This is a genomic window from Aeromonas molluscorum 848 (assembly GCF_000388115.1).
Classification (GTDB): Bacteria; Pseudomonadota; Gammaproteobacteria; order Enterobacterales; family Aeromonadaceae; genus Aeromonas; species Aeromonas molluscorum.
The window spans coordinates 1-11,826 of record NZ_AQGQ01000125.1; the positions used below are offsets into that span (position 1 = coordinate 1).

At 59.1% G+C, this 11,826-nt stretch carries 12 protein-coding genes and 1 pseudogene; 4 read left to right on the forward strand and 9 right to left on the reverse strand.

Going from position 1 to position 11,826, the window contains the following annotated elements; translation table 11 throughout:
- The 7 genes and pseudogenes from G113_RS14890 to G113_RS14920 form a co-directional block, all read right to left on the reverse strand.
- A pseudogene (locus G113_RS14890) lies at positions 1 to 1,109 on the reverse strand (ATP-binding protein); the annotation flags it as partial.
- 63 nt (positions 1,110 to 1,172) lie between these two features.
- A complete protein-coding gene (mukE, locus tag G113_RS14895; protein WP_005905881.1) occupies positions 1,173 to 1,910 on the reverse strand; it encodes a chromosome partition protein MukE in 738 nt (245 codons plus the stop codon).
- A complete protein-coding gene (gene mukF, locus G113_RS14900) occupies positions 1,891 to 3,210 on the reverse strand; it encodes a chromosome partition protein MukF (RefSeq protein ID WP_005905883.1) in 1,320 nt (439 codons plus the stop codon). The genes mukE and mukF overlap by 20 nt, the downstream gene beginning before the upstream one ends.
- A 229-nt stretch (positions 3,211 to 3,439) precedes the next feature.
- Positions 3,440 to 4,225, reverse strand: a complete 786-nt coding sequence (gene cmoM, locus G113_RS14905; protein ID WP_040319273.1) for a tRNA uridine 5-oxyacetic acid(34) methyltransferase CmoM — start codon at positions 4,223 to 4,225, stop codon at positions 3,440 to 3,442.
- 329 nt (positions 4,226 to 4,554) lie between these two features.
- Complete coding sequence (gene ycaC, locus G113_RS14910) at positions 4,555 to 5,181, reverse strand: isochorismate family cysteine hydrolase YcaC (protein ID WP_005905887.1); 627 nt, start codon at positions 5,179 to 5,181, stop codon at positions 4,555 to 4,557.
- A gap of 27 nt (positions 5,182 to 5,208) precedes the next feature.
- A complete protein-coding gene (locus G113_RS14915; protein WP_005905889.1) occupies positions 5,209 to 5,586 on the reverse strand; it encodes a hypothetical protein in 378 nt (125 codons plus the stop codon).
- Positions 5,587 to 5,615: 29 nt separating this feature from the next.
- Positions 5,616 to 6,482, reverse strand: coding sequence for a pirin family protein (locus G113_RS14920; protein WP_005905892.1), 867 nt, complete (start codon positions 6,480 to 6,482; stop codon positions 5,616 to 5,618).
- Positions 6,483 to 6,579: 97 nt separating this feature from the next.
- Here G113_RS14920 and G113_RS14925 point away from each other — a divergent pair, with 97 nt between their 5' ends.
- The 4 genes from G113_RS14925 to pfkA all read left to right on the forward strand — a co-directional run bounded on the left by G113_RS14925 (position 6,580) and on the right by pfkA (position 10,619).
- Complete coding sequence (locus tag G113_RS14925) at positions 6,580 to 7,467, forward strand: LysR family transcriptional regulator (RefSeq protein WP_040319271.1); 888 nt, start codon at positions 6,580 to 6,582, stop codon at positions 7,465 to 7,467.
- Positions 7,468 to 7,858: 391 nt separating this feature from the next.
- Positions 7,859 to 8,629, forward strand: a complete 771-nt coding sequence (gene elyC, locus G113_RS14930; protein WP_005905896.1) for an envelope biogenesis factor ElyC — start codon at positions 7,859 to 7,861, stop codon at positions 8,627 to 8,629.
- Between the two features lie 134 nt (positions 8,630 to 8,763).
- Complete coding sequence (tpiA, locus tag G113_RS14935; protein WP_005905898.1) at positions 8,764 to 9,519, forward strand: triose-phosphate isomerase; 756 nt, start codon at positions 8,764 to 8,766, stop codon at positions 9,517 to 9,519.
- A 128-nt stretch (positions 9,520 to 9,647) separates the two neighbouring features.
- Positions 9,648 to 10,619 carry a 6-phosphofructokinase gene (pfkA, locus tag G113_RS14940; protein ID WP_005905900.1) on the forward strand — a complete coding sequence of 324 codons (972 nt, stop codon included), beginning with the start codon at positions 9,648 to 9,650 and terminating at the stop codon, positions 10,617 to 10,619.
- 108 nt (positions 10,620 to 10,727) lie between these two features.
- On the opposite strand, the gene alkB is transcribed toward pfkA, so the two are convergent.
- On the reverse strand, positions 10,728 to 11,393 hold the full coding sequence (gene alkB, locus G113_RS14945) for a DNA oxidative demethylase AlkB (protein WP_236611785.1): 666 nt from the start codon (positions 11,391 to 11,393) through the stop codon (positions 10,728 to 10,730).
- 60 nt (positions 11,394 to 11,453) lie between these two features.
- Positions 11,454 to 11,826, reverse strand: a 373-nt coding sequence (locus G113_RS14950; protein ID WP_005905904.1) for a DUF3617 domain-containing protein, incomplete at its 5' end; no start/stop codon positions are given.

The window sequence follows — 11,826 nt, forward strand, 5'->3', positions numbered from 1 at the left end:
TTTCCGCGACCGCCTGCTGCTGCTCGAGCTTGTCGACCAGCTCCGCCAGATCGGCGCGATACATGGCGATCTCTTTTGCAAGTTGACCGCGCCATCACCTTGGCCAGGTGCTCGGCGGCGGACTCCAGCTCGTCGGTCAGCAATTTCTCGCGGTTGGCAAGCTGCTCCGCCTCGTCGGCCAGATAGATGGCGCGCTGCTTCTCCTCGGCCAAGAGCCGACGCTTGCCGGCCAGCTCCTGGCGCGCCTTGAGGGCCAGTTCGGAGAGGCGGTTCTTCTCGGCGGCGTTGCGCACATAATCCGCCGCCACATAGTGGGTGGTCTCGGTGATCAGGTTCTTGAACAGATCCCGCTGACCTTGAGTCTCTTTGATCGCTTCCAGGGTGCGGCGGTTCTCATAGATGGCCGCCTCCATGTCCTGAAACGCCTTGCGCACCCCGGAGTTCTCCGGCAGCAGGTATTCCCGCAAGGATCGGCTGATGGAAGAGGAGATACCGCCGTAGAGGGAGGCTTCGATCAACCGATAGAACTTGCCGCGATCTTTTTGATCACGCAGTTTTTTCGGCGTGATGCCGAACTCGAACATGAAATTGTGATAGTCGGTCACCGTATTGAACTTGGCGACCTTGATGGCCCCAAGCTCGGCGGCCGCCCCTTTCAGATCGGCGAAGGCGCGCACCCGCCCCTTGCCGTCATCGAGCTTTTCCAGCAGCAGGTCTGTGGGTTGCAACGGCTCCGGCACATCCACCAGGGCGAAGGGGGTGATGTTGACCTTGTTGTCGCGGTTGGCGACCTGCTCCAGGTGCACTCCGACCCAGATCCGCTGCTCGCGGCTGTTCATCACCTCAAGTAGCGAATAACAGTGACCCCGTTGCAGCTTGCCGTAGAGCCCCTTGTCGCGGGATGCACTCGATGAACCCGCCTCCGTGGTATTGCGGAAATGGAGCAGGGATTGATCCGGGATCAGTGCCGCGATAAAGGCCGCCATGGTAGTGGACTTGCCTGCGCCGTTGCCGCCGGACAGGGTGGTGACCAGCTGGTCGAGATCGAAGGTACGGGCAAAGAAGCCGTTCCAGTTGACCATGGTCAGGGATTTGAATTTGCCTCTCACGCCACACTCTCCATCAAACCAATAGGCTCCATCACACCGAAAGGCTCCGCCGGAGCCCGGAATTTAGGGTTGCAGGTCATCTTCAACCTCCAGCTCAAGCTGCTCTTCATCGAGATCCCCTTCGATATCGTCAAAGAGCGAGTCGCTGCTTGGCATCTCGTCATCGTGGAAGATGGCCTCCCCCTCCTGGATCATGCGCAGTTGCACCACCCGTGGATCTTCATCGGAGCGCACATCGGCGGCGAAACGAAACACGGTCTCGTTGACCCGGAATTTGTCACTGTTCCCCAACGAGGTCACCATGCCAAGGCGCTTGAGGCGACGCATGGCGGTGCGAATTTTTTCCAGCAGCTTTTTCTTGTCCAGATCGGTGCCGCCGGAGCGGCTGTTGACCATCCGCAGCAGCTGCTTCTCGTCCGCCAGACTCAGCACCTCCTCCTGCAGTTCACCCATGGTGAACACCCCTTCCGAGGCGAGTCTGTCAGGGCTCAGGAACAAGTAGCAGAGCACCTTGCCCACCAGCATGTCGAGCTCGGAGAGCACTGTGGTGCCGATGTCGGCGCTGGGGCGCGGGCGCAGGTAGAAGAAACCTTCTGGCGCCTTGATGAGCTCCACTTGATAGCGGCTATAGAAGATCTCCAGCTCACCGTGAAACTCCATCAGCATGGAGTGCTGCTCGAAATCGTCGGCGCTGATGTGGCGCCCCGAGCGCAAGGCGGTATCGATGCGCGGAAACAAGGGGTTGGCGATGGCCTCTGCGAGCCGCAGTGGCAGGGGAAACTCAGAATTGATCAATGACATAGGCCTGAACCTTGGATCCAGCTTGGTTAATGGGTTTCCATGCGGGTTGACGGTGCAGCATGTGCTCACCGCTGGCATGGCCCAGGCGCACGGCCTGGTCGATCAGAAGACGAGCCACATCGAAGTGGGCATGGGCGGGGAAGTCGAGCAGGTATTCCCGCAGTACATCGGCCAAGTCCAGCTGATGACCCTGTTCGGGGTAGCGGGAAAGATAGCGCTCGATACGCTCCGCCAACGCCTGGTTGATGTCCACCATCTCCATGTACTCCATCTCAAGGGGAACCTCACCGGTCACCTCCTCGTCGTGGATGGCAATGGTTTCATCCCGCAGCTCCAGCAGACGGGGCTCCTCGGCGATGCGCAGCTGCCAGTTGTGCTGCTCGAAATTGCGGATGGATTCGCGCAGCCGCTGGCTGAAGGCGCGGTTCTTGTCCATGTCGATGGCGTTGCGGATGAATTTGTGGACATGCCTGTCATAGCGCGACCAGAGTTCGATGCACTGCTGGCCCCAGCTGGTGATGACGTCGAGGCGCCCCTGCAGGGCATGGGTCAGCTCCTCGACGTGGAACAGATCGTCTCGCCCTTGCGCTGCTTCCTGAATATTGAGCAGCCCCGCCTGCAGGCGGTGACCGGCAGCGTCCAGAGTATCTTGCAGCTCGCGCAGGGTCTGGCCTGTCTCGTGCAGCAGCTTTTCACAGCTGTGAATGGCATCGACCCAGTTCTGGGTCAGCAGGGCCGCTATCTCGCTCTTGACCTGATTTTGCTGCTCATCCATGGCGCGCTGGGTCAAGTCGATACGACCCAGCGTCTCTTCCAGCGAGAAGGTGAGCCGTGGCAGCACTTCGGCATCCCACTGCTCGCGGGTGTTGGTCTCGAGCGCCGCCTTGCGGGCGGTGTCGAGCTCGGCCGCCAGATGTTCGAGCAGGATGGAGAGCTTGATGGAGTCAACCTGACGCTGATCCATAAAGAAGTCGACGATCCCCATCCCCAGCCGCGACAGGCGATAGAGACTCTCCCCTGCCACCATGTCGGTGTTGAAGCGCGACAGCAGTTGCTGGCGAATGAGATCGTTGATGGCGTTGTTAGCACGACCTGTGAGGGTCTCGTCCATCTGGCCAAAGGCGTTGCTGACATAGCCAAAAGCATCGTGCAGCGCCGCTTCCGACAAGTCCGATTCATCTTCGGACAGTGTCTTGATTGCAATCAGAAAGGCCAGCCGGTCGGTAGGCAGGCTCAAGGCCAATCCCTCCTGCCTGACCCATGCCACCGTTTCCGGCAGGGTACGGGATGTACTCATCATGACGTTATCATCTCGTTGTTATATCCGAGGGGCCGACTTGCACCTTGTGCATATCGCCTCCCCTCGCTGTGGTATAGGTCACGGGGCGCGGTGGATGGCCCCGGACGACTAGATCCCGCTAGCATAAGAAACTGACATCAGCTGGCTGGCGTGTTCATCATGGCGCCGAGCAGCTGACGGCCAGCGGCGCCAAAGGCTGTGGTGACCATCCGCTCCTCGAGCTCCGTCATCAAGACTTGCCACTGGCAGGCTTTTGCGCCATCACATGGATGTAACGACCCAGCGCGACAAAGGGCTCCTGGCGGCAATAGTGCTGCTCCATGGCCAGCAGGTCCTCGAACTTCTCGACTTGATCCTGCTTGTGACGCATGTAGTCATGAATGACCCGCACCCCGGTCTTGCCGATTATCTTGAGCCCCCCTCGCCCGATCCAGTCGTATACCTGTTCCGGCAACTGCGGATTAGTGGGAGTCAACGCGGTCTGGCGCTTCTTGTTCAGACCCTGGCGCACATAGTCGAAATTACCCACTACCAGACTCTGGAACAGCAGGCCATGGCGGTTATAAAAAAGCAGTGACAGTATGCCCCCTGCATGGACGAAAGGAAACAGACCTAGCAGGGTCCGACGCGGCTCGGCCAGCCACTCTAGCACAGCGTGGCAGAGCACCAGATCGAAGGTGCCGGTCACATGGGCCTTGAGATCCTGAATGGGGCAATGGATGAGACGGATCCTGTCTTCCAGACCCCGTTCGGCGATCTGCACCCGGGCCAGCGCCAGCATGTCGGCAGAGAGATCGCACAGCTCCACCTGATGGCCCATGGCCGCCAGCTTCTGGGCAAAATAACCGAAGCCGCCGCCGGCATCCAGAATGCGCAGGGGGCGATTGCCAAGCCGCGCCAGGCAGGCTTCGATATCGCTCCACACCACTTTGGTGCGAATGCGGCCTTTGGTGGAGTCGTAAATGTTGCGGGCAAACTTGTCGGCGCGGCCGTCAAAACTCTGATCTTGCTTCAAGACAAACTCAGCCTTGTCGATACAGGCATGGGCCACACAGGGGGGTGGGCCATACGAAAAAAAGAGGGGTATTCTGTCACATCCCGGATTTTCTGAAAACTCAAGGACGACGGCAGTGGCACAGTGGTTCTGACTGCCATGCAGTGTGGCAGCTCAGATTTGCTCTTTATCCCGAAAAGAAGAGACTGGACACCCAAAGCCTCTCCCGGGAGGCCAATGTTACCCCCTCTAGCAAGCCATGCTAAGGAGGATGCGGGGAGGAGTCAAAAGTGGGTGATGTTGGATGACGTCATGACAGAAGACCCCGCTTGCCCGGGGTCTTCCTTGCCTTACTTGCTGTTTTGGACAGTGGTGTAGCCGTTGATCAAATTGCGATAGTCGGGGATATGGTTGGCGAACAGGGTCCCCAGTCCCTCGACATCATTTCGCCAGTCACGGTGCAGTTCGCAGGCGGCCCCAAACCAGGTCATCAGTTGCGCGCCGGCGCTTGACATGCAGTCCCAGGCTGAGTGGCGGGTGACTTCATTGAAGGTCCCAGAGGCATCGGTGATAACGAAGACCTCGTCCCCTTCCTCGAGTGCCGACAACGTCGGGAATGCGACACACACTTCGGTAACGATGCCGGCGATAATCAGCTGTTTTTTGCCCGTGGCCTTGACCGCCTTGACGAACTCCTCGTTATCCCAAGCGTTGATCTGCCCGGGGCGGGCAATGTACGGAGCATCCGGGAAGCTCTCTTTGAGCTCGGTCATCAATGGACCGTTGGGCCCATTCTCGAAACTGGTGGTCAGTATGGTCGGCAACTCGAAGTACTTGGCCATCGCGGCCAGTGCCAGTACGTTGTTGCGAAACTTGTCCGGTTCGATGTCGCGCACCAGCGAAGACAGCCCGGCTTGATGATCGACCAGCAGTACGGCCGCGTTGTTTCTGCCGAGTTTGACGTATGGTTTAGCCATGACGACGCTCCTTGTTTGTTGGGGATATTAGCGCCGGGAATCCAGCACTTCGTGATGTGTCACGACCTCTTGTGCCCTGCCGCAACTTTCGATCAGCAACTGATACGCCGGGAAAATGCTGGTGTAGATAGCCGCCCACGCCATCGCATCGTCACGGTTCCAGGTAGCTTGCAGCTCGGCAGCCACTGCGGCGGTATCCATGGGGACCACGCCTGCCTGAACTACCCGGGCCAGGGTGACTGCCTGAGCCATCTTGGCGAGGGCGGCCGCACGCAGACGCAATTTCGGCAGCGGCATGTCGCCAACCGTCTGGAACAAGCCGCGCTGATGATCGATCAGCAGCATCGCAACATCATCTGGGTTGAGAACCGGTCTGGCGCTGCCAAAATTGGCTGGATTGCTCATGATGTCATCCTTGGTATGGCTTGCGAGGTTCAACGTCCGATCTGCCCGAAGCGGCCACTGTTGTAGTCATTAATGGCCTGGATGATCTCTTCGTGAGTGTTCATCACGAAGGGGCCGTGCCCGACGATGGGCTCGTTCAGAGGGGCGCCATTGAGCAACAGCAGAGTGGTGTCTGCCTCGACATCAATCACCAGTTGGCTACCGCGTCGTTCCATGACCGCCAGTTCAGCCGTGCGGACCGAATGGTGGTTGCCAAGGCGAATGGCGCCTTTGATCACAAACAGTGCGGTGGTATGCCCTTCTGGCAGATCGAGGGAGACTTGGTGATGTGCGTTCAGATGCATGTCCCAGACGTTCATCGGCGTGAAAGTGCGCGCCGGGCCATGGGTGTCATCGTAGTTTCCCGCGATAACGCGCACCTCGCCTGCCCCCTCCGGCAATGCCACCTGGGGGATCTCTCCTGCGGTAATACCTTGGTAGCCAGGGGCCGTCATCTTGTCTCTGGCAGGCAAGTTGACCCAAAGCTGGACCATCTCAAAGGCGCCACCTTGCTTGGCGAACGCCGGGCTATGGTACTCCTCGTGGATCAAGCCCGAGGCGGCCGTCATCCATTGCACGTCACCGGGACCTATGGTGCCACCACCGCCTGAGGAGTCCTTGTGCGAAACGCCCCCTTCATAGACGATGGTCACCGTCTCGAATCCACGATGAGGATGCTGACCGACGCCGAGCTTATGGGAGGTGGCCGGGAAATTGGCCGGGCCCGCATGGTCCATCAACAGGAAGGGTGACATCTCCTCGGCAATATCGTTGTAGGAAAAGATGCTCCTGACCGGAAAGCCATCGCCAACCCAATGCCTCTCGTTGCTGCGCTTGATAAATGCCAGTTCTTTCATCTCTGTTGCTCCATTGAGTCGATGGAGACAGTGTAGAAAGTAGTTATTTCCAGCGGTAGATGGTTAAATCGCAAAACACTTTCTATTGGGTTGGAAAATGGATTTCAATCAAGTGGCGGTCTTCGTCAAGGTTGTCCAGGCCGGCAGCGTTAGTGCGGCGGCCCGTTTCCTCGGCTTGCCGACCTCAACGGTTAGCAATCGGGTGGCTATGCTCGAAAAGCGCTTGGGGGTCACGCTGCTACAGCGCACCACACGCCGACTGCATCTGACGGAGGCTGGGCAGGTTTATTACGAGCATGCATCGGCTGGGTTGGTTCATATGTTTGACGCCGAGGCTGCGATGGCCGAGGCCGTTGGAGAGCCTTGTGGTTTGCTGCGTATTACCGCCCCCGTTGATGTTGGCGATCAGATCCTCTCTTCTATTCTGGGACAGATGCGCAGTCAGTGGCCCAAGGTCGATGTTGAACTGGTTTTGATGAACCGCTATGTGGATTTGGTAGCTGAAGGAGTAGATGTCGCCATTCGCACCGGGCCTCTCAAAGACTCGACGCTGGTCGCCAAGAGCGCAGGCATTGCACGCTGGGCACTATTTGCCAGTCCTGGTTACCTCGCCGAAGCCGCAGTGCTCGATTCGCCCCAGGCTCTGCGACACCATAGCTGCCTGCAGTTCACCCCGCTGGGCAAGGAGGCTTGGGAGCTTCATGACGCCGTTAACAGCATCACTGTTTCCCTGGCTCGCCAGGTGCTGGTGAATGACGTAGGGCTGATTATGACCATGGTATTGGCAGGCGATGGCGTCGCGCTGTTGCCAATGTATCTGTGCCGGCAAGCCTGCGAGGAGGGAAGATTGGTGCGCGTACTTCCCGCATGGCATGGGAAGATCGATCCCATCCACATCGTCTACCCACGGCAACGTTTTATGCCTCCCAGATTGCGAGCATTCATTGACCTAGCGTCGCTGGAGCTTCGAAAGTGGCTCGAATAACCGCTCTGCCCCGAAACCCTTTGGCCTGCTCCAGGTTTTTATCCCGTTCGCCATCATTCGGGCGCGTGCTTGCAGCAACATACTCATTCAGGGTTTCATGGTGTTGGCTTGGGGCCCTGTTGCCTGTTAGCCATCGCGGAGTACGGCCCGCGGCTTGCCTTGGATCTCGAATGCTGAGCGCAGCTGCAAACTCCGGGTGGGCAATCTCCTACCCTGGACAGGTTGACTGTATGATGCCGAGGGTCGTTTAGCGTATCTGGGGCTCAGATAGCAATCCCGTGGAGACAGTGCGAATGGGGAATGATGTTCACGCTGACATCCGGAAACTTGCCAAATACACACTCAACACTATCATAACTCACTGTTATATAAGTAAATGCTGGAGAAATCAGTGTTTGAACTCAAAAAGTGGCTAGGGCAACTGCTGATGCCGCTCCCCTTCTCCCTCTCCTTATTGCTGCTGGCGCTCTTGCTGCTCTGGTTCACCCGCTTTCAGAAAACAGGCAAGCTGCTGGCGACCTGCTCGTTGGTCATCATCACCCTGATGGGGCTAAGACCCATCAGCTATGAGCTGGCCCGCCCGCTGGAGCAACGCTTCCCACCGTTCGAGGTGAGCCTGCACCCCGCTATCGACGCCATCGTCGTGCTCGGCAACGGCCATGTCAGCGATCCGGCCGTGCCGCCATTTAGCTGGCAGAACAATATAGCCCTCGCGAGAACGCTGGAAGGGGTACGCCTCGCCAAGGCCTATCCGCAGGCACAGTTGATCTTTTCGGGTTATGTGAGCGGCGATCCTCTCTCCAACGCCGAGGTCAACGCCCGCATGGCGGCGAGTCTGGGGATAGACCGCTCCCGCATGACGTTGTTTGAAAACAACAAAGACACCCATGACGAGGCGGTCAGCATCGCCGGTTATCTCAGGCAAAAACGGGTGGCGCTGGTGAGTTCGGCCACGCATTTGCCGCGGGCCCTGGCGCTCTATCGCCAGCAGGGTCTGGATGCGATACCTGCCCCCACGGACTACACCGCCAAGCAGAGCCAGCAGCCTCAACCGCTCTATAGCTACCTGCCCAAGGGGCGTTACCTGATGTACTCGGAAGCGGCCATTCACGAGTGGATAGGCCAGCTCTGGGCCCGGCTGCGTGGTCAGGTCAACGAGTGAACAGTCGAGAGGGCCTTTCCTGATTTGGATCAGGAAAGGGAAAAAAATTACGTCATTTGCCGCCGGGTCAGCTATCTTGGGCTCGGTTCAATTCATATAATGACGCGCAATCAAACGCCTAGGAGTAATAAAAGATGAGACAGCACCTGGTAATGGGTAACTGGAAACTGAACGGCACCAAAGCTTCCGTCGAAGCGCTGATCAAGGGTCTGATCCCGGCTGCCGCCGCGCACCCTTCCGTTCAAGTCGCCGTCTGCCCACCGGTTATCTTTTTGGGTCACGTTGAGCAGCTGACCGCTGGCAGCAACATTGCTTACGGTGCCCAGAACGCCGATCTGCACGAATCCGGCGCCTTCACCGGCGAGAACGCTCCTTCCATGCTCAAAGCCTTTGGTTGCACCTACTCCCTGGTCGGCCACAGCGAGCGCCGTACCCTGCACGCAGAGACCGACGACCTGGTGGCTGCCAAGTACGAAGTCATTCAGAAAGCGGGCCTGATCCCCGTGCTCTGCATCGGTGAGACCCTGGAGCAGTTCGAAGCCGGCGTGACCAAAAACGTGGTTGAGACCCAGCTCAAAGCGGTCATCGACCGTTGTGGCATCGCCTCCTTCGAGAACGCCGTGGTCGCTTATGAGCCGGTATGGGCCATCGGCACCGGCAAGACTGCCACCCCTGAGATAGCCCAAGCCGTCCACGCCCACATCCGTCAGTACCTGGCCGGTTTTGACGGCGCAGTGGCTGCCAAGGTTCAGATCCTGTACGGTGGTTCTGTCACTGGCGCGACCGCAAGCGATCTGTTCGGTCAGCCGGACATCGACGGTGGCCTGGTGGGTGGCGCGTCCCTGAAAGTGGACGACTTCTCCCAGATCATCGCTGGCGCAGCCAAGTAAATAGAGCCCTGAGGGGGTCCCAGGCCCCCTCCTTTGCCGGTTTTCGTATGGCGAACAACAAGCCGATACGAAAGCCGATATAGTAAAACAGGCTTATCCATTCGATAACTTGAGATCCAGAGGCACTCATGACCAAGCAAATCAAACGTATTGGTGTTTTGACCAGTGGTGGCGATGCACCCGGTATGAACGCAGCCATTCGCGCCGTGGTGCGCGCCGGTCTGCACCATGGCCTGGAAGTCTATGGCATCTATGATGGCTACCTCGGTCTGCACCAAAATCGTATCGTCAAACTCGAGCGTCACAGCGTCTCCGACGTGGTAAACCGCGGCGGCACCTTCCTGGGATCCGCCCGTTTCCCGGCGTTCAGAGATGCCAAGGTGCGTGCCGAGGCGATCGAGAACCTCAAATCCCATGGCATCGATGCCCTGGTGGTGATCGGCGGTGATGGCTCCTACATGGGTGCCAAGAAGCTGACCGAAGAGGGTTTCCCCTGCATCGGCTTGCCGGGTACCATCGACAACGATATCGCCGGCACCGATTTTACCATCGGCTTTGATACCGCCCTGAACGTGGTGGTGGATGCCATTGATCGCCTGCGCGATACCTGCAGCTCCCACCATCGCATCTCGGTGGTCGAGATCATGGGCCGCCACTGTGGCGATCTGGCCATGTCAGCCGCCGTTGCCGGTGGTGCCGAGTACGTAATAGTGCCGGAAGTAGCCTTCGATAAAGACAAGCTGCTGACCCAGATCCGGGAAGGCGAAGCCAAGGGCAAGAAGCACGCCATCATCACCATCTGTGAGCACGTCACCGACGTCAATGCCCTGGCCAAGGATATTGAAACCATGACGGGCCGCGAGACGCGCGCCACCATCCTCGGCCACATCCAGCGCGGCGGTTCGCCGACGGCCCGTGATCGCATCATGTCCAGCCGCATGGGTGCCTTCGCCGTTGAGCAGTTGCTGGCAGGTCAAGGTGGCCGCTGCGTCGGTATCCAGGGCAACGAAATGGTGCACCATGACATCATCGACTGCATCGAGAATCTGAAGCGCCCCTTCAATCAGGAGCTCTACGACCTCTCCACCACCCTGTTCTGATGACAGCCGTTATCTGAAAAAAAAACCCTCCAGCTGGAGGGTTTTTTGTTGTGCGCTACAGCCTCACCGCCACCGCATTGGCTTCTCCGGTCTCGGCGCAGCCCATGTTCACTTCGCCAGCCTCAGGGTGAGGTTGAAACGCACCGCTTCGGGCCCGGCCTTGACGGGGGCCACCCCGTGAAAGCGCAATCGCGCCTCACCGCCCAACACCAGCAGATCGCCGCTTCGCAACATCTGCCGCTGCACCGTACTCCCTCGCGTCAGCCCCCCCAGCAGAAACTCGGCGGCCAATCCCAAGGAGAGAGATACGATAGGATGGGCAACATCGGCCTCATCCCTGTCCTGATGCAGGGACATGCGCGCCCCAGGGACATAACGATTGATGAGGCAGGCATCGGGCTCAAAATCAGCGAAACCTGCCGCCTCGGCGGCGTGTCTGGCCAGGATGAGCAACTCCCTCGGCAAGGGGGGCCAGGGCCGCTGGCTGAGAGGATCAAGGGGGCTATAACGATAACCGCGCCGGTCAGACACCCAGCCACAAGGGCCCGCATTGGTCATGGCCACCGACATGCGCTGCCCGCCCGGAGTCTGCAGATGGCGAAAGGGCGCCTGGGCACTCGTCGTCGCAATCCAGGCCAACAGCCAGCGTGTTCCAGGCCCCAGGCGCTCGATCCCTCCGGGCAGATGAAGGGCGCCGGGGGCCAGCCAGCGAGGCTGCGCCTCTTGCTCGAACAGATCGCCCATGGCGTTGTCCAGCATCGTCTGTCTGACCATGTTTCCTCGTTGGTTTGTGCCGGTGATTGGGAACCAGGCGCCCAGTGCTGCGCCAGCCTCTTATTCCACCGCCTTGATATCGCCGCACTCAGCGCTCAGCCACGTGCTCTGACTGGTGCCGGTAAGTCGCTCCTGCTTGCCCTCGTGCATGAGGTCGAGGGTAAAGCGACTGTGATAGGCGGTCGGGCTGACAAATGTTACCTCCCCTTCCCCCTGGGCCTGGGGGTCGCTGCAACTGAGCGTGAACTGCATCTGGGTCTCGCTGCGCTTGCTGAGCTGGCGCTGGCAACCCTCTCCCTTCTCGAAGGGCAGCCGATCCTGCGCCACCATCTGCGCACTGAGGCAATGGCGCACCCGCACACCGCCGGCGTCCAGACCCTGAATGCCAACGCCCTGCTTGGCCATCATGTCTGCCATCATCTTGCGCTCGCCC